This is a genomic window from Flavobacterium sp. R1_16, from assembly GCF_057652095.1.
This window is the reverse complement of sequence record NZ_JBYFCG010000003.1, coordinates 183,442-209,883: the sequence shown is the minus strand read 5'-3', so window position 1 is coordinate 209,883 and position 26,442 is coordinate 183,442. Positions and strand designations below refer to the sequence as shown.

Here is a 26,442-nt window from a genome sequence, read left to right as displayed (position 1 = left end):
ATGTAAAATAATGGCACAGTAATTGGTTTATTTAAAGAGACTTGAAACTCTTTTTATTAACCAATTAATTTTGTATACCATGAAAACTAAAATAATTTCCTTGGGACTTTTATTCTTCCTGTCAACAGTAATTGTTTTTGCTCAGGATAGAACAATTATAAATGCAACTAATTCTGAAATTAGTGATAATCTCGATTTAAGAGCTGTGGCTTCACTCTTTGGCGATGCAAAAAATTTAGAAGATTTTGAAAGACAATTAAATGACCCAAGAATTCAAATATCCAATCTAGATTTGAATAACGACAATCAAGTAGATTATCTTCGCGTTATTGAATCAGTTGAAAAAAATACCCATGTAATTATTATTCAATCAGTACTTGGTCAAGATATGTTTCAAGATATTGCTACTATTGAAGTTGAAAAAGACAGAAATAATAGAATTCAAGTTCAAGTAGTTGGCGATGTCTATATGTATGGAGAAAATTACATCTATGAGCCTGTATATGTTCATACTCCAGTTATTTACTCCAATTTTTGGATTAGAAATTATAGACCCTATTACTCTACTTGGTATTGGAACTATTACCCAAGTTATTACTATGTATGGAATCCTTATCCGTTATTTAGATATAGAAATAACATTAATGTGTACATCAATTTTAACAACCAATACAATTATGTAACGTATAGAAATTGTCATAGAGCAATAAAAATTCACCATGCTGTAAGACAAAACTATTGTGAGAGAAATTTTCCTAATAGATCTTTTTCACATAGAAATAGAAATGTAGTCAACAGGTATGAATTAGACCAACACAGAACTTATAGAAATGTAAGTTCAAGAAACGAATTAGCCTACAATAGCGACAGGAATTACAACAATAGGTCCTATTCAAGAACAAACCCCTCCGAATACAATTCAAATAACGGCAAGAGAGAATCTGTCTATGAGAAAAATTATTCAAATACGACTAGAGAAAAAAATGCTCTGGAGAATATAAATAGAGAAAGAGTTTTTTCTAATTCAGAAACCAAAATGCAAAATCAATCTTCCTACGAAAGATCGAATTCAAATACTACTAGAGACGTAAATAGACGAAACAATACTAGACCTTCAGAAAATTATTCTCAAAACAGAACTGAATCCACTCGGTCGAATGGTCAAGCTAGTAGAGCTCCACAAAGAGAAAATCAACAAAATAGGGATGCATCTTCTCGAGGAAACAGAGGCAATGGAGCTATGCGTAGATAGATTGTGTTTCAAAATAACCGAAAGAGGGTAAATACTTTTCATATAAGTGTTTACCCTTTTCTTATTACCAATAACTCGATTTAACCCGTTGGATGTAATTAGTTTTTGATTAAAATTTTTCGTCAGTTCGAGTGATTTTTGCTAGAAAATCGTGTCGAGAACAAGAAAAGTTTCATTAAAAACGGTTCTCGATACATTTTTTGTCCCGTCTCGAAGCGTCGGGACTACACAAAAAAACTCAAACTGACGTTTTTAATAATTACACCCAACGTGTTTGATTTAATATTTTTTTATTCTAATTAATAATTTATATATTTTATAATAGTAAATTTGTTGGCTTTTTCTAATATCTTTTTATGAGCTCTCAACATCACGGTCTTCACAGTAAATTAACAATAGGCGGCTTATTGATTTCTTTAGGGATAATTTATGGTGATATTGGTACCTCGCCACTATATGTTATGAAGGCGATTCTTGGACTTGACTTCGCCATCAACAAAGCACTTGTATTAGGTGGAATTTCATTGGTTTTTTGGACATTAACATTACAAACAACCATCAAATATGTACTAATTACTTTGAGCGCAGACAACCATGGTGAAGGTGGAATTTTTGCTTTGTATGCATTAGTCAAACGAACCAAAATAAAGTGGTTGATCATACCTGCAATCATTGGAGGTAGTGCTCTACTCGCTGATGGAATAATAACCCCTCCTATTTCTGTGTCTTCAGCCGTGGAGGGAATTAGAACATTTTATCCTCAAATAAATACAATTCCTATCGTTATTGGGATATTATTTGTTTTATTCACTATTCAACAATTTGGAACTAAGCTTGTCGGTAAATTTTTTGCTCCAGTAATGCTAATATGGTTCCTAATGTTAGGAATAATTGGAGCCATCCAAATTTCAAGCAATCTTGAAGTTTTAAAAGCGATTAATCCTTATTATGCATATAACTTATTAATGGCCGATGAAGGCATAAATCCTGAAGGTTTTTTTGTACTAGGTTTTGTTTTTCTGTGTACAACGGGAGCTGAAGCTTTATATTCTGATATGGGGCATTGTGGAAGAAAAAACATCAGAATCAGTTGGATATTTGTGAAAGTAGCACTGATTTTAAACTACTTCGGACAAGGTGCCTATTTAATTCAACATGAAGGAGAAACATTGAGAAGTCTTGGTGGTTCTAACGCCAATCCTTTCTATTTAACTATGGAAAGTTGGTTCCAACCTGTAGGGATTATTGTAGCTACACTTGCTGCTGTAATTGCTTCTCAAGCATTAATTAGCGGTTCTTTCACCTTAATAAATGAAGCCATGCGATTGAATTTTTGGCCGAAAGTAAAAATAAAATATCCAACAGAACTTAAAGGACAATTATATATACCCTCAATAAACTGGTTGCTATTATTAGGATGTATTTGGGTTGTTATTCATTTTGAGGAATCAAGTAATATGGAACATGCCTACGGACTGGCGATTATTTTGTGTATGATAATGACCACTATTCTACTCAATTATTATCTCATAATGAAAAGAGTTAAACTGTATTTTATTATGCCTTTAATAGGAGTTTACACCTTAATTGAGTTCAGCTTCTTCTATGCTAATATTACAAAGTTTGCAGATGGAGGTTATGTGACATTAATAATTGCAATCCTTTTAATATCAATTATGACCACTTGGTATTTAGCCAAACAAATTAGTAAAAACTACACCAAATTTGTAAAAATTGACGATTATAAAAAAGTAATGGCGGAACTATCTGTAGATTTATCAATTCCAAAATACGCTACACATTTAGTCTACATGACCAATGCTGGAAGAACAGACGAAATTGAAGAGAAAGTTATGTATTCTATACTTCAAAAAAGACCAAAAAGAGCTGATATTTACTGGTTTGTTCATGTCAATATTTTAAATGAACCTTATAAAAAAGAATACAAAGTAACCGAAATTATCAAAGATGATTTATTTAGAATTGACTTTAATTTAGGTTTCAGAGAACCAACCAAAATAAATTTAATGTTCAAGGAAGTACTGACCGATATGGTAAAAAATGGCGAAGTTGATGTTACCAGTCGTTACGAATCATTGAATAAAAACAACATACTTGGTGACTTCAAATTTGTCTTGTCTGAAAAATTCCTTTCCAACGACAGCGACATGTTGTGGCATGAAAAAATTATTATGAATACTTATTTCTTTATTAAGAAATTCAGTTTGTCAGAAGGAAATGCCTTTGGATTAGATAGTAGTTCTGTTAAAATTGAACAATTCCCACTAGTATTGCATGCTCCAGAGAAAATCTATCTTACTCGAATTAAATAATATCAAATACTGCTTAGGCAGTATTTTTTTTAGGGAATAAAGATACCCTTTATGACATTCATCATTAATGTAGTACCTTTGCGCTTCAATTACAAAAAATGAGATTACACAGAAATTTAGTTTACACCACAATAGATTCATTGCATGCAATTTTTAACGAAGGAGAATATGCCGATAAAGTTGTTGCAAGAGCCTTAAAAAAAGACAAACGTTGGGGAAGTTCTGACAGAAAATTTGTTGCTGAAACCATCTATGAAATCGTACGATGGAAACGATTATATGCAGAAATTGCTGAGGTAAAAGAACCATACGACAGAGACAATCTTTGGAGAATTTTTGCAGTTTGGGCTGTTTTAAGAGGATATCCTATTCCAGATTGGAGACAATTAGAAGGTACTCCTGAACGAAAAATAAAAGGTCGTTTTGATGAGCTTTCAAAAATAAGAGCGCTTCGAGAATCCATTCCTAATTGGATGGACGAATTAGGCGTTCAAGAATTAGGAGAAAAAGTTTGGACTACAGAAATTGCCGCTCAAAATCAACCTGCAAAAGTAATTTTGAGAGTCAATACACTAAAAACTACAAAACAGAAACTTCGAGCCATTTTAATGGATTTGAATATAGAAACAGATTATTTAAATGACCAGCCAGATGCCTTAGTACTCAAAGAAAGAGCAAATGTTTTCCTTACAGATGCTTTTAAAGAAGGTTTATTTGAGGTTCAGGATGCAAATTCACAATTAGTAGCTCATTTTCTTGATGTAAAACCTGGAATGCGTGTTGTGGATACTTGTGCTGGTGCTGGAGGAAAAACATTACACATTGCTTCCTTAATGGAAAATAAAGGGCAATTAATTGCTATGGATTTATATGAAAGTAAACTAAAGCAACTGAAATTACGTGCCAAAAGAAATGGAGCTTTCAATATCGAATATCGAATAATTGATAGTACGAAAGTCATAAAAAAGCTACACGAAAAAGCAGATCGTGTATTGATTGATGCGCCATGCAGTGGATTAGGAGTTCTTAAAAGAAACCCAGATGCCAAATGGAAATTACAACCTGAGTTTATAGATAACATACGAAAAGTTCAAGCTGAAGTTTTGGAAAGTTATTCTAAAATAGTAAAGCCTGGCGGAAAATTAGTATATGCGACATGCTCTGTTTTGCCTTCTGAAAATCAGAAACAAGTAGAAAAATTCTTAGCTACTGATACTGGTAAAAATTTCAATTTTATCAAAGATTCAAAAATTTTAGCCTCTGAATCTGGATTTGATGGATTCTATATGGCTTTGTTAGAACGGAAAATATAGTTTAAACTAAAAAGCTGTTACACAAGTAACAGCTTTTTTATTAAAATAAAGTTATCTGACCATCTTCGTCCAACTGAATATCTTCATCAATCGAATCTATTTGAGGAGTAGATTCTGCTTCTGATTCCTCGGGTACAATCTCTTCGGGAATTTCGTAAGGCAAAGGTTCTAATAAATTCACTTGTTTTAATTTATCTGTTGTGAGTTGGTTTCCAAGAGCTTTAAAACCCTTAACAGCAATAAAGGATTCAATATCTACTTTCATATTTTCTTTTTGAACTCCCTTAACTTTAGCAAAAACTAATTCAGCAACAGGACGCCAATCGGTAGAAACTATCTCCAATTGTGATTTTTCGTGTTCCGTAATAAAAGTTTCTTCTTTATTCTCATTTTCTACTAAAAAGCGTTTTACGAAGTAGCGTTCTTTTTCACCGTCATAATAAATTGCAGAAATAGGTTTTGTAGGATTCCATTTCTCTAATACAATCATTCCTTCATCAAAATGAGTTGTCAACTCTGGAATAATCGTCTTCAATTTTCCATTTTGATTGATGATGAGTAGGCGATCGTTAGGTCTGAATTCACCCAATAACTCTCCCCTACCATCGACATTCAATCGTTGAACTGTATCGTCAAACCAAACTTTTCGGGGACGAAGTGTGGAGATTCCTTTTTCTTTAAGCTCAATTTTCTTGATGGAATATTTAGTCACCGTATTTCCGCGTGAGGCTCTTCCTTTTATAGCAATGTCACTAAAATCGACATCCCATTTTAGTTTTTTCACACTTCCTACTTGTCTCAATAAAATCGTAATAACCTCAGCTTCTCCATTTGGATTGGCAGAAAAATACAAAACTTGTGAACCCGCCTTTTCTTGGGTTAAATCATAGAACTTATCACGAGTAATACCTGAGACATTAAAACGTTTGATAAAAGCCGAACCATTTTTCCCATCACGATAAATCATGTTGTAAATGGTACGTTTATCGTTTTTGTCAAATACTGCAATGTGAATGATGTCCTTACCTACGAACTTTTTATCATCCACTTTAGACACCATCATTTTTCCATCACGAAGAAAAACAATTACATCGTCAATGTCAGAGCAATCAGCCACATATTCATCTTTCTTTAAGCCAGTCCCAAAGAAACCTTCTTCTCTGTTAACGTAAAGTTTAGTATTTCTCAATACTACTTTGGTAGCTTCAATAGTATCAAAATTTCGAAGTTCAGTTTGGCGTTCACGACCTTTACCGTATTTATCTTTCAATTTTTGAAAGAAATCAATTGCAAAATCAATAATATGATCCAAATGATGCTTTACCTGCTCCATTTCAGCTTCTAACTTCGCAATAGCATCGTCCGCTTTATCAGAGTCGAAACGTGTAATACGAATCATAGGAATTTGTGTCAATTTTTGCAAATCGTCATCATTAATCTCACGAACAAATGATTTTACAAATGGTTTGAAACGCTCATACATGTAAACGTAAAGCGATTCTCTGTCGGAGTATAATTTGAAATCGATGTACATTTCTTCACGAATGAAAATCTTTTCTAGAGTGGAAAAATGCCATTTATTTTCTAATTCATCCAATTGAATTTCCAATTCTCGTTTCAATAAATCAACGGTTCTATGCGTTGAAATCTTCAACATATCGGAAACCCCAATAAATCGAGGTTTATGATTTTCGATTACGCAACCTAAGGGCGCCACCGAAGTTTCACAAGCCGTAAATGCATACAAGGCATCAATGGTTTTGTCAGGAGAAACACCCGGCGGAAGATGGATTAAAATCTCTACTTCAGCAGCAGTGTTGTCTTCTATTTTTTTAACTTTTATTTTTCCTTTTTCATTGGCTTTCAATATACTATCAATTAAAGTTGAAGTATTGGTTGAAAAGGGAATTTGAGTGATTACCAAAGTTTGTTTGTCTAATTGATTGATTTTGGCGCGCACACGAACTCTACCTCCACGCATTCCATCATTATAAGCAGAAACATCTGCAATACCTGCGGTTGGAAAATCTGGATAAAGTGTAAATGGTTTATTTTTTAAAACTTTAATCGAACAATCTATAAGTTCGTTAAAATTGTGCGGTAATACTTTGGTAGATAAGCCTACTGCAATACCCTCAGCACCTTGTGCTAACAAAAGCGGAAACTTTACAGGAAGATTTATAGGCTCTGCTCTTCTTCCATCATAAGACAAACCCCATTCGGTTATTTTTGGGGAATAGAGCACATCGTGACCAAACTTAGAAATACGAGCCTCAATATAACGAGAAGCAGCCGCACTGTCTCCTGTGAGGATATTTCCCCAGTTTCCTTGCATATCGATAATCAAATCTTTCTGCCCTATCTGAACCATCGCATCACCTATACTGGCGTCTCCGTGTGGATGGTACTGCATGGTGTGCCCAACAATATTCGCCACTTTGTTATAACGTCCATCATCCAACTCTTTCATAGAATGCATGATACGACGTTGCACTGGTTTAAAACCGTCTTCAATAGCGGGTACAGCTCGTTCCAAAATTACATAGGAAGCATAGTCGAGAAACCAATCCTTGTACATTCCTGTAACTTTGGTAATAGTATCTTCGGGATTCTCATCATTTTCATAAAAATGACTACCTGTTGAAGGACGAATTACGTCTTCAAAACCTTCTTCCGTAGCTTCATCATCTGTAGATTCGTTTAACGGTTCGTTGTTTTGCTCCGCCTGTTCGCTATCGCTCGGGTCGTCTTCGTTTGGAATGATATCGTCTTCTTCTTCGTCTTTCATATAAAAGTTTAAAAATTTAAGGTTTAATTTGGTTTAAAATTGTGCCGATAAAAACCTTAAAAATTTTAATTTATTTCTATTTAATTATTTAAACTGAGCACTAAATACTGAACACTACCAACTATTTCTCCATCACATCCAATTCTACTTTCAAATTATTGATAATGAAATCCTGTCTGTCTGGAGTATTTTTTCCCATATAAAATTCTAATAAAGTTTCTATTGAAGTAGCCTTATCCAACATTATTGGATCTAGTCGTATGTCTTGTCCTATGAAATGTTTGAACTCGTCGGGTGAAATTTCTCCTAATCCTTTAAATCGAGTAATCTCAGGTTTAGCTCCGCTCCGTTCGCCGTTGGCTCGGGTTGGTTTCAGTTTTTCAATAGCATCAACTCGTTCTTGTTCCGAATAACAATAGATAGTTTCTTTTTTATTTCGCACACGGAATAGAGGTGTTTGCAATATGTACAAATGTCCGTCTTTTATTAATTCTGGGAAGAATTGCAAAAAGAATGTAATTAGTAACAAACGAATATGCATCCCGTCAACATCCGCATCGGTAGCAATTACGATATTGTTGTAACGCAAATCACCCATGTCTTCTTCTATGTCTAATGCGGCTTGAAGCAAGTTGAATTCTTCATTTTCATAGACAATTTTTTTTGTCATTCCGTATGAATTCAAAGGCTTTCCACGCAAACTAAAAACGGCTTGAGTGTTCACATCACGCGATTTAGTTATAGAACCCGAAGCGGAATCACCCTCGGTAATGAAAAGTGTACTTTCTAAGCTTCTTGGGTTTTTAGCATCGGTAAGGTGTATTCTACAATCTCTGAGTTTTTTATTGTGCAAACTCGCTTTCTTGGCTCTGTCTTTTGCTAATTTTCGTATTCCAGATAATTCTTTACGCTCGCGTTCAGCTTGAAGAATTTTACGCAATAATAAATCGGCTGTTTCTGGGTTTTTATGTAAAAAATTATCGAGTTTGGTTTTGATAAAATCATTCACAAAAGTACGAACCGATGGCCCTTTTGGACCTATTTCGGTAGAACCTAATTTGGTTTTAGTTTGCGACTCAAATACGGGCTCTTCTACTTTTATCGAAATAGCTGAAACTATGGATTTACGAATATCTGATGCTTCAAAAGGTTTGTTGTAAAACTCTTTGATGGTTTTGACTATGGCTTCACGGAAAGCACCCAAATGTGTTCCTCCTTGTGTGGTATTTTGACCATTGACAAACGAATGGTATTCCTCAGAATATTGTGATTTGCTATGCGTAAGTGCAATTTCTATATCGTCACCCAAAAGATGAATAATGGGATATTGCATGTCTTCTTCGGTTATGGTTTCTTCGAGCAAATCTTTTAAACCATTATCTGAATAATACTTTTCACCATTGTAATAAATCGTCAAACCTGTGTTGAGATAACAATAGTTTTTAAGCATGCGAATCACATACTCATTACGGTATTTGTAGTTTTTAAATATAGCTTCATCGGCGATGAAAGCCACCTTGGTTCCTTTTCGTTTGGTGGATTCTTGAATGTCTTCTTCTAACGTTAAATTTCCTGCAGAAAATTCAGCCGCTTTTTGTTGGTTATCACGAACCGATTCTACACGAAAATAATCGGACAAGGCATTTACAGCTTTGGTACCAACACCATTTAAACCCACTGATTTTTTGAAGGCTTTGGAATCGTATTTTCCTCCTGTATTCATTTTGGAGACAACATCTACTACTTTTCCCAAAGGTATTCCGCGACCATAATCACGTACAGAGACCATTTTATCTTTAATGGTAACTTCAATGACTTTACCTGCACCCATAACGAATTCGTCGATACAGTTGTCTATGACTTCTTTAAGTAAGATATAAATACCGTCATCAGGAGAAGAACCGTCGCCGAGTTTCCCAATGTACATTCCGGGACGCATACGAATGTGTTCTTTCCAGTCGAGCGATCGGATATTGTCTTCGGTATATTGATTTTGTTCTGACATTTTAAAAATAACGATTTAACTGCGTTCAATTCGTTCGTTGCTAATCTCAACGAGCTCGGGAGTGCTAATATAGTGGAAATCGATAGATATTAAAAGAAGAAAACACCAAAGTTATTAATAGGATATTGACAACTATTTAAGAAAAATTGTGTGACTTTATGAGTATTGTAAACCTCTTTGATTTGAAACTAAAATTACGGAAAATAATACTTACGCAACTTCATGTTAAGCTCTTTCGGGTTGAATGGTTTAATGATGTATTCATTAATCCCGATTTGCAATGCTCTATCAAGATAACCAAAGGAAGCAGAAGCTGTTAGAGCTATTATCGGAATTAATTTATCGTTTTGTCGAATACGAATTGTCGCATCATATCCATCCATAACTGGCATCGAAAGATCCATTAATATTACATCATAGCTATTGGAATTGAATTTTTCTACACCAACTAATCCGTTCTCGGCTGTATCGACAATTACGTCCCACTGCCCCATTATTTTTTGAGCAATTTTGGTGTTAATCATATTGTCTTCTACCAATAAAACCCTAAGCCCTTTAAGATTTTCTTCTTTGTAATCTTCGTGCAAATCATTAGTATTTACAGCTGAAAGTTTGGTGTCAATTGGTAGATTAAGTGTAAAATAGAAGTTAGAGCCCGAACCTAATTCGCTTTCAAATTTGATTTCAGAACCTAATAAATTCAATAATTTCTTGGTAATGACTAACCCTAATCCAGTACCTCCATATTGTCTCGAAGTATTGGTTTCTGCTTGAGCAAACTTTTCAAAAATAGATTGAAAACGCTCCTTGTCAATTCCTATCCCAGAATCAATAACTTCTATTTTAAAAGTTGACATTTTGCCTTGAATAGCAATTTGATTCAGCTTTATTTTGATAGTTCCGTCCTCAGTGAATTTTATGGCATTAGAAACCAAATTAGTTATAACCTGATTTATTCGAAGGGGATCACTGATTAAATTTGGAACAAAATCCTTATCAACTATAACCTCAATAGTATTCAAATTTTCTGAGGCACGAGCTTCTAGAGAACGTGCAATTTGTTTTACCAAATCTATTATATTGAATGGAATTCTTTCTAAATCTACCTTGCCTGCTTCAATTTTGCTAAAATCTAAAATATTATTGATGAGCAAAAATAAATTCTGTGCCGAGTGTTTTAAAACTTCAATATTTTCATGGAAACTTTGTAAAGAATTTTCTTTTTCCATGATATAAATAAGACCAATAATAGCGTTGAGAGGTGTTCGTATCTCATGACTCATGATGGATAAAAACTCCGATTTTGCTTCATTGGCTTCTTCTGCGTATGCCTTAGATTTAAACAATTTTTCTTGAAACTCTTTCTTGATTTCTATTTCCTTGTGAAGGATATGAAGTAAATCTAATAAATTGTCATCGCCATTTAGTTTTTTCCCATCATCATTGAGCTGTTTGATGGCTTCAATCAATTTTTTTTGAAAAAATTCTTTTTTGTTTAGTTCTTCTTTTAGTTTGGCATTTATTTCAAAATATTCTTTGTCATTAAGTCGCGCTGATTGTTCAAATAACTCGGCATCTCTCTCATAATTCAAATAGGTTTGATTTATAGTTTCAAAAAACGAGACTAAATTTGGATTATTACTAATGTCTTCATCGGTCAAATACTTATCTATTTGACGCTTAAGATGTCTATGTAAATGATCCTTATTCATTGGATTAATCCTCAAAAATAGTTGTTATTGTCATTGTTTGATTGTGAAGTTCACAAGCTACATTTTTTAATGTTGGAGAAATCTCTCCATAAGAATAGAATCCACAAAGAATCGTATTATCACCAAAAAATTCTTTTACTACCTCTAACTCTTCAGACACTCTTTCTCCAAGAACAATGCGTCTCCCAACACAACTCACAAGCAAAGCCAAATGCGCTTTTTGTGACTGTCCATTAGCTGTTTTTTGAGCAGCCTTTGATGAAGCATCAATTAACTTATCTACATTCCCTTTCATCATCCGAACATAAGAACCTTCAGGAATGTTTCCTGCGAAAGTCATTGATTTTTTTTCTTCATCAATTGAAAGTATGGTTCGAACAACTGGTGCTGAATCGATATTTTCTTTCATCGACAGTGGAAAATAAAGAGACGAACCCGGTAATTCTTCTGCATATTTACCGAGATATTCTTTGTACAAATCTAATGCAAACCGATCGCCAATTTTATACAACACATTTTTTTCTGATTGAGTAACCTCTCTTTCAGGTCCAAAATCACCCCAGCCGCCTTCAGAACCGTATCCAAAATGAATATGATTCCCATAAAAGCCCACAGCAACTATTTTTCCAGAAGTAGCATCGGCATTTAATCCAACAATAGTTTTTTTGAAACTGTATTCATCGCCAGCTAATCCACCAAAAATAGGAACTATACCATTAGTTTGACTAATAAGTTCATTTATAAGTTCGGTTCCATTAACATAACTACCTTCGGATAATATAAGAATTGATTTTAAGTCTGGTGTGAGTAAATCATGCTTTATTTTCTCTCCCAAATCAACAATGTTGTTGTTACTTATAATATCTATTTCGGTAGCTTTTATAACTGATTTATCAAAAGAAATAGCTGTAGCAACAATATCACTTTCAACATTACAATTATTAGAAATTTGACCCGATGAGGAGCAAATCACTATTTGGGCATTTGGAAAACTAGATTGTAAACCTTGATATGGAAGTGTCTTTTCAAGAAGTGTTCTTTGACCAAAAACTAAAACCAATTGAGCTTTAGATGGTTCAAAAGTATCAGAAGCAGAAACTATACGGTGACTATTTTTCTTATTGATTAGTAGTTGTTGAAGTTTCATATAAATACTATTAACGAGAATTTGGGAGTTATAAAGGAAAGAAAATCTAATGAAAAAAACAAAAAAACCTGTAAAATAATTACAGGTTTCACTTTTATTGTGTTTTGATTTTTAGCTGCTTATACATTAAATCTAAAATGCATAACGTCACCATCCTTGACAATATATTCTTTTCCTTCAACACGAAGCTTTCCAGCTTCTTTTACCTTGGCCTCTGAACCGTAATTTGAAAAATCTTCATAGGCAATTACTTCGGCTCGAATGAATCCTTTTTCAAAATCAGTGTGAATAACTCCTGCAGCCTTTGGTGCTGTATCTCCAATGTTAATTGTCCACGCACGAACTTCTTTGACCCCAGCAGTAAAATAGGTTTGTAATTTTAATAATTTATAAGCAGCACGAATTAATACCGCTGAACCTGGTTCAGTCAATCCTAAGTCTTCCAGAAAAACTTGTCTTTCTTCGTAACTTTCCAACTCGTTGATATCAGCCTCTGCTCCTACTGAAAGTACGATTACTTCTGCATCTTCATCTTTTACTAATTCGCGAACTTGATCAACGTATATGTTCCCATTTACCGCTGAAGCTTCATCAACATTACAAACATAAAGAACAGGTTTGTTGGTAATTAATTGAAAATCGTACATCAACGCTTCTTCATCTTGATTTTGAGGAATAACCGTTCGGGCTGATTTTGCTTGTAACAAAGCTTCACGAATTCTGTCTAAAAGTGTTTTTTCAACCTGCGCCTCTTTGTTACCAGTTTTGGCTGCACGATTTACTTTTTCAAGTCGCTTTTCTACTGTTTCTAAATCTTTTAATTGTAATTCTATATCAATGGTTTCTTTATCACGAATTGGATTTACATTTCCATCTACGTGAACAATATTGTCATTGTCAAAACAACGTAAAACGTGAATAATAGCATTACACTCTCTGATGTTTGCTAAAAATTGATTCCCTAAACCTTCACCTTTACTGGCTCCTTTTACCAATCCTGCAATATCAACAATATCAACTGTTGCCATTTGTACTCGCTCTGGTTTTACCAATTCTTCTAAGCGAACAATTCTAGGATCTGGAACATTAACTACTCCAATATTAGGTTCAATGGTACAAAATGGAAAATTTGCACTTTGCGCTTTTGCATTTGACAAACAATTAAACAATGTTGATTTTCCTACGTTTGGTAATCCTACAATTCCTGCTTTCATTTTATATAAGTTGACGGTAACAATTGAGTTAACGGTTAGTATTTATTTTAAAAGTTTGCAAATATAAGGTTTATATTTCTTGATAAGTATTTTATATAATTTTACTTTTTGAGTAACCACTAAGTTAAAATTTTATTAAATTGCATGACATTAAACCAAATACATAACTAAACCATTTATTTATTATGAAAAAAATTACATTATTAGCACTGCTGTGTTCCTTTTCAAATGTTTTTGCTCAAAAAGAACAGCAACAAACTTCGGCTGATACAACAAAGGTTCAAGAATTACACGAGATTCAAATCGTTGGATCCAGAAATTCCAAAAGAACTGTTGTGAATTCTGCCGTCCCAATTGATATCATCAACGTCAAAGATGTTACGACCCAAAGTGGTAAAATTGAAATCAATGAATTGTTGCAATATGTTGCCCCATCATTCAATGCCAATAAACAATCAGGGTCTGATGGAGCCGACCATGTTGACCCAGCTTCTTTGAGAGGAATGGGACCTGACCAAACATTAGTGTTAATTAATGGAAAAAGAAGACATCAATCGTCACTCATTAATCTTTTTGGAACCAGAGGAAGAGGTAATACTGGAACCGATTTGAATGCTATTCCAGCAAGTGCTATTAAAAGAATTGAAATTTTAAGAGATGGAGCATCAGCTCAATATGGTTCAGACGCCATTGCCGGTGTAATAAATATCGTCTTGAATGACAACGTTGATGAATTGACTGGAGCAGTTACCTATGGTGCATACAGCACTAATGCCTCTGGCAATTTCCCTCAAGGAACAGCCAATACAGAAGGTTATAGATTAGATCAAAATGGTAATGGAAATAGCTTCGGAAAAGACAGAAACTTTGATGGTGAATCTTTAAAATTATCTGCTAACTACGGAGTATCGATTGGAAAAAAAGGAGGATATGCTAATTTCACAACAGAATATTTAAACAAAAATAAAACGTTACGCCCTGGCTTCGATTTTAGAAAAGGTTTTGGAGAAGCATCAATAGATGGATTTAATTTTCTTGGAAATATTTTGATTCCAGTTTCAGACAAAACCGAATTTTATGCGTTTGGAGGTAGAAACTATCGTGATACCGATGCGTATGCATTTACAAGAAATGACGGCGAAAGAGTTGTAGAATCTATTTATCCTGGTGGCTATACTCCAAGAATTACTTCAAATATTCTTGATAATTCCATTGCGGCTGGATTTAGAACACAAACATCAAGTGGTTGGAAAATAGACATAAGTAATACATTTGGTAAAAACCTTTTTCATTATTTTATCAAAGGAACTTTAAATGCTTCTCTTGGAATTGCTTCTCCAACTGAATTCGATGCTGGAGGACATAGTTTGAGCCAAAATACTACCAATTTTGATTTTTCTAAAAATTACAGCTCCATTCTTAAAGGATTTAACTTTGCATTGGGCGCTGAATTCAGAACTGAGAAATTCAATATTTTTGCTGGTGAAGAAGGTTCCTATGCTACCTATGATGTAAATGGACTTCCAACCAATGCCAATACAAATCCTAATAACTTAAAATATTATTTAGACTCTGAAGGTAACAAAATACTTGATGATGATGGAAATCCAATTTTATTACCCGGTGGTTCTCAAGGTTTCCCAGGATATAGCCCTGCCAACGAAGTAGCTCAAAGCCGAACTAACTTGTCTTTATATGCTGATGGGGAATTAGACGTTACTGATCAATTTTTAGTAAGTGCAGCTGCTCGTTTTGAAAACTATAGTGATTTTGGAAGTACTATCAATGGGAAATTATCTGCAAGATTCAAAGCTTCAAAAAATATTAATTTCAGAGGTTCAATAAGTTCAGGATTTAGAGCGCCATCATTAGCTCAGATTTATTACAACCTAAGATTCACAAATTTCTCTGCAAACGGAGCATCTGAAATTTTACTTTCGCCAAATAATAGTCCTGTTACAAAGGCATTTGGAATTGATAAATTAAACGAAGAAAAGGCGGTTAATGGTTCGTTAGGATTTACCTTTAATTTCAGTGACTTTACAGCCACAATAGATGGATACATGATTAATGTAAAAGATAGAATTGTATTAACCGGTTATTTTGATGCATCAGCATTGAACATTGGAGTTGATGAAGCGCAATTTTTTGTTAATGGTGTTGATACCAAAACCACAGGTCTTGATGTAGTTCTTTCTTGGAAGAAAAAAATTGGCGATAGTAAATTTGGTGCTACTTTAGTTGGAAACATTAACGACATGAAAATTGACAAAGTAAAAAACAGAGAATTGGATAAAGAAACCTTCTTTGGAAAACGTGAAGAAGCATTTTTACTAGCCTCTGCTCCTGATAATAAATTTGGATTGAACTTGAATTTTGCTAGAAAATGGTTTGATGCTGGTCTAGCATTTACTCGTTTTAGTGAAGTGAAATTAATTGATTATCAAATATATGAAGATGTTGCAGATTATGGATCTTTTGACAATCAAATAAAAGCAGCGACAGATACTTATAGTGCAAAAATTGTCACTGATATGACATTGGGATTTAAAATTTCTAAATCAGCGAAAATTAGTATTGGTGCCAATAACTTGTTCAATGTTTACCCAGACCAACAAGATGACTGGGTAGAAGCTGGTGGATATTGGGACGCCGTTCAGATGGGTTTCAGCGGTGCTTACTACTACACAAGACTAGGATTTAATTTTTAATTAAAACCTTAAAATAAACTATAAATCCTGAGTGTACACTCAGGATTTATTATTTTGTACATTTATTTTCAAAAGTTAACTACTCTCTCCCATTAATAGTATCAATAATTTCTTGCTCCTCTTGTGTTGCAGTTATTCCAGAAACATTCCAATAATCACTTAAAATGACATTCTTTTTGTTGTATAATGTTTTGTCTTTAAAAACTTCATTTTCTTTGAAACTATAATTTTGATTGCTAAAATTAGTAGTTATGAAGTAGTTTTTAACTTCTATATTTTTTGTTTTATCTTTTTCTATTTTTTCAAAACCAATTTCTTCTTTTGAACTCACCAAATAGTAATTTTCAGACTCTTTTTTATAAATTGTCTTAAAAAAAGATTTATAAATATTCTTCGAGCCTACAGTTTTTTTATCTTCAACTTTTGATACTATACTTGGAGAAAGCACAGAACTCACTTCAATAATTATCTTTTCCTCAGGATCGTACACTATCGAAAAATCATCCACTAGTCCTTTTGCTTTTTCAGTTGGGATAGCACTAATAATATTGTATTCCTTATTTTTAGAATACACTTTAATTATAAAATCATACTCTTTCTTGGCATCAGATTGTAATAACGGACTTAAATATTTGAAGTTGTAATAATTTTCCATGATATCATTCAAATTGTATCCCAATAAATCCGAAGTTATATCAACATCCAATAATCCTATGGACCTATTTTGCTCCACAAGAATATTCGAATTTACTTTTCTGGTCTTATCAAATATTTGAAAATTCATTAGTCCGTCGTTGTAATACGAATAATTGCCATTGAGTTTGAAAAATTCTCTCGAATACACTTTGAGTCTTGCTGGAACTGACAATCTTTTTTTTGAATTTTCTACCAGTGAGAGAAGTATTTTTTGAGGATGCCTTTTGGTCAGAATAATTTCATCTAATCCCGTTACATTATTCTTGAGGTAAATAACTGTAACTTTTTCTTTAAGAGCATTTGATCTTAATGTAGTCCCAACATAGGAAGTGTGGGTTATTTCGATATTTGTATTTCCTTTAATTACAAAATTAACTTCTCCCTCGGAATTACTGATTAAATTTTGCTTCGTTTTTAAAACAAAAACTGTAGCGTCTACTATTGGAAGCTTACTCTCTTCATCTTTTAAAATAATTGTTCTTTCAATGTTTTGTGATGAAACATTGAAAGTCAATACGAAAAAGAATAAAAAAAGTAAATTTCTTAGCATAAAAAATTAGTTTTTAACAAATCTAATAAAAACTAAATACAAATTATGCTGTTATTAACTATTTAATGAAAATTTATTTAACAATAAAAAGCATAAAAAAACCTGAGTTCAACTCAGGTTTTTGATTTATTCATTATGAAGAAAAGCTTGTCTATTGAGTAAGGTTTCCTCACTCTCAACGTGATTCTCATCTGGAACACAACAATCTACTGGACAAACAGCAGCGCACTGTGGTTCATCGTGAAAACCTTTACATTCGGTACATTTTCCAGGAACAATATAATATATATCATCTGATATAGGAGTTTGAGGCGCATCAGCATCAACTTCTTCACCCGATGGTAAAATTACTTTACCGCTTATCTTAGTTCCATCTTTGTATCTCCAATCGTCTGCACCTTCATAAATTGCTGTGTTTGGACATTCAGGCTCACAAGCACCGCAGTTAATACATTCATCCGTTATTATAATTGCCATCTTTTTCTATTTAAAAATTAAAAAAACGTTTAAAGAATAGTGTTGTTTTAAAAGTTATGCTTTTTTACAGAAGCATACTATTTAGTTTATTCCTATTTTTGTGCAAAATTACATCCAAAACTATTCATAAGCAAATCAATATGACTTTAGAACAAAAAAAAAATACTTTTATTGAATTAGGAAAATTTTTAAGTCAATTTTCAATTGAAAAAAGTTCTAAAGATTCAAGTGTTTTGTCCAATGATGCTTTTTTTGATGCTTTTTTAGATTTAATACATTTATCTCAATCACACAATGGTTGGTACACCACTGAAAATGTGTGTTTTGCAATAGCATCTTGGGCTCAAGCTTTAACGCCTGAGAAACTAAATCAATGGATTTCTAGTTATGATTTCAAAACTACAACACCTAAAACTATTGGTTTAGTTCTTGCTGGTAACATTCCTCTGGTAGGATTTCATGATTTTCTATGTGTGCTTATTTCTGGTCATAATGTTCTGGTAAAAACATCATCTAGCGACCAACACTTATTGCCTTTTTTAGCTAATTATTTAATTACCATTGAACCAAAGTTTAAAGATAGAATTTCATTTGTAGAGGGTAAATTAGAAAATTTTGATGCCATAATTGCTACTGGAAGCAACAACACCTCACGTTATTTTGAATACTATTTTAAAGACAAACCAAGTATTATACGAAAATCTAGAAATTCAGTAGCAGTGCTAAATGGCTCAGAATCTAAAGAACAGATGATTGCTTTAGGTGAAGATATTTTCAGATATTTTGGTCTCGGTTGTAGAAATGTATCTAAATTATTTGTCCCAAGAAACTATAATTTCGATGCCTTCTTCAACGGAATGTTTCCTTATCAAGACATTATAAAATATGAGAAATATTCTAATAATTATGATTATAACAAGGCTGTTTTCCTGATGAGTAATTTTAAATTATTAGATAACGAATTCCTAACCATCAAAGAAGATATTGGTTATGCGTCGCCAATATCGAGCGTTTTTTATGAATATTATGATGATTTGGATGAGGTTAAAAAGCGCTTAGAAACTGATAAAGAACAAATACAATGCATTGTATCTAATGCTATAATTGAAGGAAGTATCCCTTTTGGTACAACACAAAAGCCCGAACTTTGGGATTATGCAGATAATGTAGATACTATTGAGTTTTTATTAAAAGTTTGATTTTTTTGAATTAATTTTGATAAAAATAATCCACCATGAAAAAGAAAATTTTCCTTGCTGCCCTACTCTTATTTTTTCAAAATAGTTTTTCTCAAACGGCATTTTACCCTAGTGAAAATGCAAGTGGTGTTAGCTTTGGTGGAGTTGTAGATGTTTATAATTCAGATGTATTAGTTTCAAGTTCTACTATGCCTCCTGACATGGCTGGAAAAGTATATCTTTTTAAATTGACTAATAACGAGTTACTTCAAACAGATGTCTTCTACCCTACTGATGCTTTACCATCAGATGGTTTTGGGTCTTCAATTTCGATTCAAAATGATTTAATTGCCATTGGTTCACCCAATCATGATGCAAATTCTGAAAATTCAGGTGCTGTTTATGTATACAAAAGAACCAACAATTCGTGGGGGTTGATGCAAAAAATTACTGCTAACGACGCAAGTAGTGAGGACCATTTTGGCAGTTTTGTAAAAGTTCACAATAATCAATTATTCATTTCAGCGATAGATGATGAAGAAGATGGGCAAAACGTAAATACCAATAGTGGAGCTGTTTATGTCTATACTCTAAATGGAAACGAATGGGAATTTTCGGATAAATTAGTATCAAATTCTCCTTATAAATTTGGCAATAAAATCGAAGCAGAAAACAATATAATTGTTATATCATCTGGAGATTTTGGAAAATTACCAACTGATATTTCCTATTTTAATATTTATAAATGGAATGACAAGAATTGGGACTTAACAAGATTTGGAGAAGTTGGAAATTTGGAGGAAAATGTATATGATTTTAGTCTTTCAAATAATCAAATTTATTTTATTTCAGATCATCTTGGAGGTAATGACAGCGTTTCTATAATGCCTGTAGAAAATCCTGATTGGTTGTATTTAGATGACATTTTTGAAATACCAAAAAGCGATCAAAAATTTACTAGAATTAAAGTTAATGGTAATAATATGTTTATTGGATCTACTCTATATATGTTAGGTATGACTAGAAAATTTCCTCTTCTGTATTATCAAAGAACAAATACCAATTGGACTTATCAAAAAACTTTTTATGGAAGTGGCCCCTACCAAGACGATTATTTTGGCTCTTCAATAGCTAGTCAAGGAAATACGCTAATTATTGGAGCGCGTGGCGAAGGTTACATTTTAAGTTACGGAAAAGCATATTATATGGATACTACAACTTTGACTACTAATAAGTTTGAAAGACAACAAAGTGTTGTATTTCCAAATCCAACTCAAAATATTGTTTACATAAAAAATAATTCTAATAATCCAATTGAAAAAGTTGAAATTCATGGAATAATGGGTAATTTACTTTTTAACAAAGACCAAGATTTTGAACCGTTATCTTTAGAAAAACTATCCCAAGGAATTTACTTTATTAAACTTTATTACAATAATGGAATAGGTGAAACCTTTAAAATTGTTAAAAAGTAATATTGATTCCACTTTTTACTACAACGTTTTTGTTAATAACATCCGAATAATTAATAGGAAAAAAAACGCTATTTCGAGTTCTATTTCCGAAATTTGCACCTTAATTTTTTTGAATTAAATTCATATCATGAAAAAACATAATTATAGTGCAGGACCTTGTGTTTTGCCACAAGAAGTTTTTGAAAAATCAGCCGAGGCAATTCTAGATTTTAATAATTCTGGATTATCCATTTTAGAAATTTCGCACAGAAGCAAAGATTTCGTTGCTGTCATGGACGAAGCTAGAGCTTTAGCATTAGAACTTTTAGGATTAACTGGAAAAGGATATCAGGCTCTTTTTCTAGCAGGTGGAGCTAGTTTAGAGTTTTTGATGGTTCCTTATAATTTGATGAAAGAAAACGGAAAAGCCGCCTATTTAGATTCTGGAACTTGGGCCAGTGCAGCTATCAAAGAAGCTAAATTTTTTGGAGAAACTGTTATTGTAGCTTCATCAAAAGAACAAAATTACAATTATGTACCAAAAGGATACGAAGTGCCTGCCGATGCAGATTATTTCCATTGCACGAGCAACAATACTATTTTTGGAACACAGATGAAAGAATTTCCAAATTTGAATATTCCTATTGTCTCTGATATGAGTTCGGATATTTTTTCTCGAGTATTAGATTTTTCAAAATTTGATATCATCTATGCTGGAGCTCAAAAAAATATGGGACCTGCAGGAACTACTCTTGTAGTTGTAAAAGAAGAAATTTTAGGTAAAAATGGCAGAACGATACCAAGTATGTTAGATTATACCAAGCATATTAAAGCAGAAAGCATGTACAATACTCCACCTGTTTTTCCTGTTTATTCTTCTTTACTAACATTACAATGGTTAAAAAAATTAGGTGGAATTGCTGCAATTGAAAAAATTAACAACGCCAAAGCGGAATTATTGTATACAGAAATCGATAGAAACCCTCTGTTTAAAGGAGCAGCAGTTGTTGAAGACCGTTCAGTTATGAATGCCACTTTCTTATTAAATGATCAAGCTCATGCTCCATTATTTGATGCTATGTGGAAAGAAGCTGGAATTTCTGGAATACCTGGACATCGCTCAGTTGGAGGATATAGAGCATCAATGTACAATGCTTTATCGCTGGAGAGTGTACAAGTATTGGTTGATGTTATGAAAGAATTAGAAAACAAAGTTTAGTATTTAAACCAACTATTTTTTCAAAAAAATAATCTTGTTTAAAAAAAGTAAATAAACCAGATTGAATCTTTACATTTTCAATCATTCAATCTTTAAATTTTAAAAATGAAAGTACTAGCAAATGATGGAATTTCTAAAAGTGGTATAGAAGCTTTAGAAAAAGGAGGATACGAAGTAATCACAACCAAAGTAGCACAAGAACAAGTAGCTAATTATATCAATAACAATGATGTAAGTGTTCTTCTTGTTAGAAGCGCAACTAAAGTTCGCAAAGATATTATTGACAATTGCCCTGGACTAAAAATAATTGGTCGTGGTGGTGTTGGTATGGATAATATCGATGTTGATTATGCAAAAAGTAAAGGAATACATGTAATTAACACGCCTGCTTCCTCTTCAGAATCTGTGGCAGAATTGGTTTTTGGTCACTTATTTTCTGGTGTTCGTTTTCTACATGATTCTAATAGAAACATGCCTTTAGAAGGTGATTCGAATTTTGACGGTTTGAAAAAAGCCTATGCTAACGGAACCGAATTAAGAGGTAAAACACTAGGAATTGTAGGTATTGGTCGTATTGGTCAAGCTACTGCAAAAATGGCTTTAGGACTTGGAATGAAAGTTATTGCTGCCGATATGTTTATTCCGAAAGTGAATATAAAAGTGGATTTCTTTGATGGTCAATCTATAACAACTACTATTGTCTCTCAATCCTTAGAATCCTTATTTCAAGAAGCTGATTTTATTACCTTACACGTTCCTGCGCAAGATGGATACATCATTGGCGCAAATGAATTGGCAACTATGAAAGATGGAGTTGGAATTGTAAACTGTGCTCGTGGCGGTGTTATTGATGAAATTGCTTTGATTGAAGCATTAGATAGTGGCAAAGTTGCTTTTGCTGGTTTAGACGTTTTTGAAAGCGAACCAAAACCAGAAATAAAAATCTTAATGCATCCTAAAATCTCTTTGACTCCACACATTGGAGCTGCTACCGATGAAGCCCAAGATAGAATTGGTACAGAGCTTGCCTCTCAAATAATTGGAATTCTAGGATAAGAATAGAATCTTTTCAGAGTAAAATTATATTAAATCAAAGCCGAACTCTTTTGTTCGGCTTTTTATGTTAAAATCATTTACGATTGATTAGTATGCCCATAGTTTTTATAACTTTATTGAAATTAAATTGACATGAAAAGCGTACTTCTTATTACACTAATTTTTATAGCGGCTCTAGGTTGCAAAACTTCGCCAACTGCAATTTCTAATACAAAAGAAAAAGAGTTACCAAAAAATGACACTATTCGAATTGCAAATGAAGAACTTGAGTACGAAATTATCATCATAGAAAATGGTTTCAACACTTGGTTAGCGAGTAATGCTAGGCCAAGAGGGTTCTACTCACTACCCTACTTAGAAAATAAAAACTATTTTTTTGTAACTGAGTGGAATATTCGTGCTTTACAACCACAACGTTATAATCCGAATCTTTATGAAATGAGAATTGACTACGATTCTACTATTCATTACGGCTACGAAGTCAATTATTTACTCTATAATTATTTTATTTATTTCCAGAGAAAATACAATCAAAAATTATAAAGGTTTGATAAATCAGAATCCTTTATATTTGTAGTGAATTAAAAGTTATGCAAGGATTAAAACAACGTTGGGGTATCAAATCCAATTTACAACTTACACTCATTTTTATTGTTTTTGCAATAACCGGTTCAGCATCTGCTTGGTTATCAAAACCGTTTTGTTTATGGCTAGGGATTTCAAAAGAATATTTGGGAATTTGGTTTACCCCAGTTAGATTGCTGATGATTTTTCCTATTTACCAAATTTTACTGGTGTTGATTGGTTTTCTTTTTGGACAATTCAAATTCTTTTGGGCTTTCGAAAAAAAAATGCTTAGAAGCATGAAGCTAGGTTTTTTATTACCTAAAGAAGAAAACAACTCTTAATTTTCTATTGTTTTTTTAGAAACACATAAGTATACAACCACATAAGTGTAAATGAAGGTGTAAAATCCGTGAAGGGTATAATTTCTTCTATAAAAGAAAAAATAGCTGCCAACTTACCTCTTTCTCCTTTATACATTCTCATCATTATTATACCTGATATTGGAGCCCAAATTACATCTGAAAATTCTCCAATTAATGGAATGGAAAATGACATCATTCCTATGGCATCAAAAAATAAACCCAGTAGTAAATTTCTTGTTTTACTACTGAATTCTATAGGGTTAGGAAATTCTTGTGCCATTTATTTGAATTTATTTTCAAAAAGATGGTGCAAAATGGATGCCAATTATTTTTCAGATGTAATCATGTTAAAGAAATCATTCCTATTTTCCTTTTCATTGAAGATTCCTCCATATTGAATGGTAGAAGTAAAACTAGATTCATCTTTAATTCCGCGACTGGAAACACAAAGATGTGTTGCTTCCATTACGACAATTACGTTATCAGTTTCCAAAACTGACTTGAGCTCATTAAAAATTTGCATAATCAATCGTTCTTGAACTTGTGGCCTTCGGGAATAATAATCTACAATTCTATTTAATTTTGATAAACCAATCACTTTTCCACTTGAAACATAACCTATGTGTGCTTTACCTACAATTGGCAAAAAGTGATGCTCACAAGTAGAATTAAAACTGATATTGGCTTCTACCAACATCTTATCGTAATTATAACTGTTTTCGAAAACGGAAATTTTAGGTTTATTTTTGGGGTCTAATCCCGAAAATATTTCTTGTATAAACATTTTAGCAACTCTATGAGGAGTTCCTCTAAGGCTATCGTCAGTCATATCGAGACCCATTTCTTCCATAATAGAATGAAAGTGCTTCTCAATAGTTTGCATTTTTTGTGCATCCGATTTTATAAAGACATCAGGTCTCAAAGGAGTATCTGCAGATGTCATTTGATGATTATCCCCTATCAATTCATACAATTCTTTTTCTGTTACTATGCTCATACTGTTTTTAATTTTGATTGAAACTTGCTTCTCACTTTTTCAATTTTTGGTGTTATAACATAACTGCAATATCCTTGAAATTGATTTTGGTTGTAATAATTTTGATGGTAGTCATCGGCAACAAAAAAAGTTGATGCCGGAGAAACTGTTGTTACTATAGGACTTTTAAAAGTATTTTCTTTGTTTAAGAAATCAATATAATCCTGGGTGACTTTTCTTTGTTCCTCATTAATGTAAAATACTTCGCTCCTATATTGTGTTCCAACATCATTTCCCTGTCGATTTAAAGTAGTTGGATCGTGTGTGGCGAAGAACACTTCAAGCAACTCTCCAAAACTGATTTTTTGGGGATTAAAAGTAATTTGTATCGCTTCGGCATGACCAGTTTGTCCAGTACAAACAGACTTGTAATCTGGGTTTGAAGTATGTCCTCCAATGTATCCTGAAACTACTTTTGTAACACCATCTAATTCTAAAAAAACAGCCTCAGTACACCAAAAACATCCTCCGGCAAATATGGCTTGCTCTTCTGTTTTCTCTGGAATTGTATTCGATGTATTTGAATCCATTTTTAATTTTGTTTAACAAATGTACAAATAAACTAAACAAAATAATAATTTTAACTTATATTTATTAATTACACAGCTATAAGAAAATACTATGACCGAAAAAAGCTCTATTTATTCTTACATGAGAAGATTTATTAATGAAAAACTTTGTTACTTTGTGAAAAGAGATTTTTATGATACACGCTAAGAATATCCATAAATACTATGAACAATTGCATGTTCTCAAGGGTGTGGATTTACATATTAAAAAGGGAGAAATTGTATCTATTGTTGGAGCGTCTGGTGCTGGAAAAACTACTTTACTACAAATTTTAGGAACTTTAGATCAACCCACAAAAACTGAAGGAATAGAATTGATAATCAACGATAAAGATGTTCTTAAAATGAATGACAAATCTTTGTCTCAATTTAGAAATTTAAACCTAGGATTCATCTTTCAGTTTCATCAATTATTACCCGAATTTTCTGCAATAGAAAATGTATGCATCCCAGCTTATATCGCAGGTAAAAAAAAATCAGATACAGAGGCAGAAGCCATAAAATTATTGAACTATTTAGGGTTATCAGAACGAATTCATCACAAACCCAGTGAATTGTCTGGTGGAGAACAACAACGTGTTGCGGTTGCCAGAGCTCTTATCAATAAACCTTCAATTATTTTTGCTGATGAGCCTTCGGGAAATTTGGATACGGTTTCAGCAGAAAACTTGCATCAATTGTTCTTTAAATTAAGAGATGAGCTTGGTCAGACTTTTGTGATTGTAACTCATAACGAAGATTTAGCCAACATGGCCGATAGAAAATTAATCATGGTTGATGGAATAATCTCAAAATAGATTGTT

The 26,442-nt window shown here is 32.9% G+C and carries 21 protein-coding genes; 11 read left to right on the top strand and 10 right to left on the bottom strand.

Annotation, left to right across the window (positions count from 1 at the left end; genetic code table 11):
* Window positions 1–79: 79 nt before the first annotated feature.
* The 3 genes from AC23L6_RS07085 (at window position 80) to AC23L6_RS07075 (ending at window position 4,898) form a co-directional block, all read left to right on the top strand.
* Complete coding sequence (locus AC23L6_RS07085) at window positions 80–1,252, top strand: hypothetical protein (RefSeq protein ID WP_487561376.1); 1,173 nt, start codon at window positions 80–82, stop codon at window positions 1,250–1,252.
* A gap of 356 nt (window positions 1,253–1,608) precedes the next feature.
* On the top strand, window positions 1,609–3,585 hold the full coding sequence (locus AC23L6_RS07080) for a KUP/HAK/KT family potassium transporter (RefSeq protein ID WP_487561377.1): 1,977 nt from the start codon (window positions 1,609–1,611) through the stop codon (window positions 3,583–3,585).
* Window positions 3,586–3,683: 98 nt separating this feature from the next.
* A complete protein-coding gene (locus AC23L6_RS07075) occupies window positions 3,684–4,898 on the top strand; it encodes an RsmB/NOP family class I SAM-dependent RNA methyltransferase (protein ID WP_487561379.1) in 1,215 nt (404 codons plus the stop codon).
* Between the two features lie 40 nt (window positions 4,899–4,938).
* Here the strand turns inward: AC23L6_RS07075 and AC23L6_RS07070 are convergent, their stop codons facing one another.
* From AC23L6_RS07070 to ychF, 5 genes are all read right to left on the bottom strand, one after another.
* Window positions 4,939–7,686, bottom strand: a complete 2,748-nt coding sequence (locus tag AC23L6_RS07070) for a DNA gyrase/topoisomerase IV subunit A (protein WP_487561380.1) — start codon at window positions 7,684–7,686, stop codon at window positions 4,939–4,941.
* 121 nt (window positions 7,687–7,807) lie between these two features.
* On the bottom strand, window positions 7,808–9,691 hold the full coding sequence (locus AC23L6_RS07065; RefSeq protein WP_487561382.1) for a DNA topoisomerase IV subunit B: 1,884 nt from the start codon (window positions 9,689–9,691) through the stop codon (window positions 7,808–7,810).
* A gap of 194 nt (window positions 9,692–9,885) precedes the next feature.
* Window positions 9,886–11,403 (bottom strand): ATP-binding protein, encoded by a 1,518-nt coding sequence (locus tag AC23L6_RS07060; RefSeq protein ID WP_487561383.1) that lies wholly within the window; start codon window positions 11,401–11,403, stop codon window positions 9,886–9,888.
* A 4-nt stretch (window positions 11,404–11,407) separates the two neighbouring features.
* Complete coding sequence (locus AC23L6_RS07055) at window positions 11,408–12,550, bottom strand: FIST signal transduction protein (protein ID WP_487561385.1); 1,143 nt, start codon at window positions 12,548–12,550, stop codon at window positions 11,408–11,410.
* Window positions 12,551–12,669: 119 nt separating this feature from the next.
* Complete coding sequence (gene ychF / locus AC23L6_RS07050) at window positions 12,670–13,764, bottom strand: redox-regulated ATPase YchF (protein WP_487561386.1); 1,095 nt, start codon at window positions 13,762–13,764, stop codon at window positions 12,670–12,672.
* Window positions 13,765–13,949: 185 nt separating this feature from the next.
* Between ychF and AC23L6_RS07045 the strand changes: the two genes are divergently transcribed.
* On the top strand, window positions 13,950–16,475 hold the full coding sequence (locus tag AC23L6_RS07045) for a TonB-dependent receptor plug domain-containing protein (RefSeq protein ID WP_487561388.1): 2,526 nt from the start codon (window positions 13,950–13,952) through the stop codon (window positions 16,473–16,475).
* Window positions 16,476–16,554: 79 nt separating this feature from the next.
* Here AC23L6_RS07045 and AC23L6_RS07040 read toward each other — a convergent pair whose 3' ends face one another.
* Together AC23L6_RS07040 and AC23L6_RS07035 are read right to left on the bottom strand one after the other, a co-directional pair.
* Window positions 16,555–17,721 carry a hypothetical protein gene (locus AC23L6_RS07040; RefSeq protein WP_487561390.1) on the bottom strand — a complete coding sequence of 389 codons (1,167 nt, stop codon included), beginning with the start codon at window positions 17,719–17,721 and terminating at the stop codon, window positions 16,555–16,557.
* A 126-nt stretch (window positions 17,722–17,847) separates the two neighbouring features.
* The gene (locus AC23L6_RS07035) at window positions 17,848–18,198 is read right to left on the bottom strand and encodes a 4Fe-4S dicluster domain-containing protein (RefSeq protein WP_487561391.1); all 351 of its coding nucleotides are present in this window, start codon (window positions 18,196–18,198) and stop codon (window positions 17,848–17,850) included.
* Between the two features lie 140 nt (window positions 18,199–18,338).
* Here AC23L6_RS07035 and AC23L6_RS07030 point away from each other — a divergent pair, with 140 nt between their 5' ends.
* The 6 genes from AC23L6_RS07030 (at window position 18,339) to AC23L6_RS07005 (ending at window position 24,013) form a co-directional block, all read left to right on the top strand.
* A complete protein-coding gene (locus tag AC23L6_RS07030) occupies window positions 18,339–19,397 on the top strand; it encodes an acyl-CoA reductase (RefSeq protein ID WP_487561393.1) in 1,059 nt (352 codons plus the stop codon).
* A 35-nt stretch (window positions 19,398–19,432) separates the two neighbouring features.
* On the top strand, window positions 19,433–20,851 hold the full coding sequence (locus tag AC23L6_RS07025) for a T9SS type A sorting domain-containing protein (RefSeq protein WP_487561394.1): 1,419 nt from the start codon (window positions 19,433–19,435) through the stop codon (window positions 20,849–20,851).
* A gap of 127 nt (window positions 20,852–20,978) precedes the next feature.
* Entirely contained in the window at window positions 20,979–22,049 is a 1,071-nt protein-coding gene (serC, locus tag AC23L6_RS07020) for a 3-phosphoserine/phosphohydroxythreonine transaminase (RefSeq protein WP_487561396.1), read from the top strand.
* Between the two features lie 105 nt (window positions 22,050–22,154).
* Window positions 22,155–23,105 carry a D-2-hydroxyacid dehydrogenase gene (locus AC23L6_RS07015; RefSeq protein ID WP_487561397.1) on the top strand — a complete coding sequence of 317 codons (951 nt, stop codon included), beginning with the start codon at window positions 22,155–22,157 and terminating at the stop codon, window positions 23,103–23,105.
* Between the two features lie 132 nt (window positions 23,106–23,237).
* On the top strand, window positions 23,238–23,648 hold the full coding sequence (locus AC23L6_RS07010) for a DUF6146 family protein (RefSeq protein WP_487561399.1): 411 nt from the start codon (window positions 23,238–23,240) through the stop codon (window positions 23,646–23,648).
* A 47-nt stretch (window positions 23,649–23,695) separates the two neighbouring features.
* Entirely contained in the window at window positions 23,696–24,013 is a 318-nt protein-coding gene (locus tag AC23L6_RS07005) for a DUF6787 family protein (protein ID WP_487561401.1), read from the top strand.
* Between the two features lie 4 nt (window positions 24,014–24,017).
* On the opposite strand, the gene AC23L6_RS07000 is transcribed toward AC23L6_RS07005, so the two are convergent.
* Genes AC23L6_RS07000 through msrA form a run of 3 tightly spaced genes read right to left on the bottom strand, consistent with a single transcriptional unit; the run spans window position 24,018 to window position 25,600 of the window.
* Entirely contained in the window at window positions 24,018–24,314 is a 297-nt protein-coding gene (locus tag AC23L6_RS07000; protein ID WP_487561402.1) for a hypothetical protein, read from the bottom strand.
* Window positions 24,315–24,359: 45 nt separating this feature from the next.
* Window positions 24,360–25,031, bottom strand: a complete 672-nt coding sequence (folE, locus tag AC23L6_RS06995) for a GTP cyclohydrolase I FolE (RefSeq protein WP_487561403.1) — start codon at window positions 25,029–25,031, stop codon at window positions 24,360–24,362.
* On the bottom strand, window positions 25,028–25,600 hold the full coding sequence (msrA, locus tag AC23L6_RS06990; protein WP_487561404.1) for a peptide-methionine (S)-S-oxide reductase MsrA: 573 nt from the start codon (window positions 25,598–25,600) through the stop codon (window positions 25,028–25,030). Before msrA ends, folE begins: the two co-directional genes overlap by 4 nt.
* Before the next feature lie 173 nt (window positions 25,601–25,773).
* Here msrA and AC23L6_RS06985 point away from each other — a divergent pair, with 173 nt between their 5' ends.
* Window positions 25,774–26,436 (top strand): ABC transporter ATP-binding protein, encoded by a 663-nt coding sequence (locus AC23L6_RS06985; RefSeq protein ID WP_487561406.1) that lies wholly within the window; start codon window positions 25,774–25,776, stop codon window positions 26,434–26,436.
* The last annotated feature ends 6 nt before the right edge of the window (window positions 26,437–26,442 follow it).

What these genes read in the sequence shown, in the direction of transcription:
- AC23L6_RS07085 (WP_487561376.1), top strand. Translation starts at nt 80, where the DNA reads ATGAAAACTAAAATAATTTCCTTGGGACTTTTATTCTTCCTGTCAACA.
- AC23L6_RS07080 (WP_487561377.1), top strand. Translation starts at nt 1,609, where the DNA reads ATGAGCTCTCAACATCACGGTCTTCACAGTAAATTAACAATAGGCGGC.
- AC23L6_RS07075 (WP_487561379.1), top strand. Translation starts at nt 3,684, where the DNA reads ATGAGATTACACAGAAATTTAGTTTACACCACAATAGATTCATTGCAT.
- AC23L6_RS07070 (WP_487561380.1), bottom strand. Translation starts at nt 7,686, where the DNA reads ATGAAAGACGAAGAAGAAGACGATATCATTCCAAACGAAGACGACCCG.
- AC23L6_RS07065 (WP_487561382.1), bottom strand. Translation starts at nt 9,691, where the DNA reads ATGTCAGAACAAAATCAATATACCGAAGACAATATCCGATCGCTCGAC.
- AC23L6_RS07060 (WP_487561383.1), bottom strand. Translation starts at nt 11,403, where the DNA reads ATGAATAAGGATCATTTACATAGACATCTTAAGCGTCAAATAGATAAG.
- AC23L6_RS07055 (WP_487561385.1), bottom strand. Translation starts at nt 12,550, where the DNA reads ATGAAACTTCAACAACTACTAATCAATAAGAAAAATAGTCACCGTATA.
- ychF (WP_487561386.1), bottom strand. Translation starts at nt 13,764, where the DNA reads ATGAAAGCAGGAATTGTAGGATTACCAAACGTAGGAAAATCAACATTG.
- AC23L6_RS07045 (WP_487561388.1), top strand. Translation starts at nt 13,950, where the DNA reads ATGAAAAAAATTACATTATTAGCACTGCTGTGTTCCTTTTCAAATGTT.
- AC23L6_RS07040 (WP_487561390.1), bottom strand. Translation starts at nt 17,721, where the DNA reads ATGCTAAGAAATTTACTTTTTTTATTCTTTTTCGTATTGACTTTCAAT.
- AC23L6_RS07035 (WP_487561391.1), bottom strand. Translation starts at nt 18,198, where the DNA reads ATGGCAATTATAATAACGGATGAATGTATTAACTGCGGTGCTTGTGAG.
- AC23L6_RS07030 (WP_487561393.1), top strand. Translation starts at nt 18,339, where the DNA reads ATGACTTTAGAACAAAAAAAAAATACTTTTATTGAATTAGGAAAATTT.
- AC23L6_RS07025 (WP_487561394.1), top strand. Translation starts at nt 19,433, where the DNA reads ATGAAAAAGAAAATTTTCCTTGCTGCCCTACTCTTATTTTTTCAAAAT.
- serC (WP_487561396.1), top strand. Translation starts at nt 20,979, where the DNA reads ATGAAAAAACATAATTATAGTGCAGGACCTTGTGTTTTGCCACAAGAA.
- AC23L6_RS07015 (WP_487561397.1), top strand. Translation starts at nt 22,155, where the DNA reads ATGAAAGTACTAGCAAATGATGGAATTTCTAAAAGTGGTATAGAAGCT.
- AC23L6_RS07010 (WP_487561399.1), top strand. Translation starts at nt 23,238, where the DNA reads ATGAAAAGCGTACTTCTTATTACACTAATTTTTATAGCGGCTCTAGGT.
- AC23L6_RS07005 (WP_487561401.1), top strand. Translation starts at nt 23,696, where the DNA reads ATGCAAGGATTAAAACAACGTTGGGGTATCAAATCCAATTTACAACTT.
- AC23L6_RS07000 (WP_487561402.1), bottom strand. Translation starts at nt 24,314, where the DNA reads ATGGCACAAGAATTTCCTAACCCTATAGAATTCAGTAGTAAAACAAGA.
- folE (WP_487561403.1), bottom strand. Translation starts at nt 25,031, where the DNA reads ATGAGCATAGTAACAGAAAAAGAATTGTATGAATTGATAGGGGATAAT.
- msrA (WP_487561404.1), bottom strand. Translation starts at nt 25,600, where the DNA reads ATGGATTCAAATACATCGAATACAATTCCAGAGAAAACAGAAGAGCAA.
- AC23L6_RS06985 (WP_487561406.1), top strand. Translation starts at nt 25,774, where the DNA reads ATGATACACGCTAAGAATATCCATAAATACTATGAACAATTGCATGTT.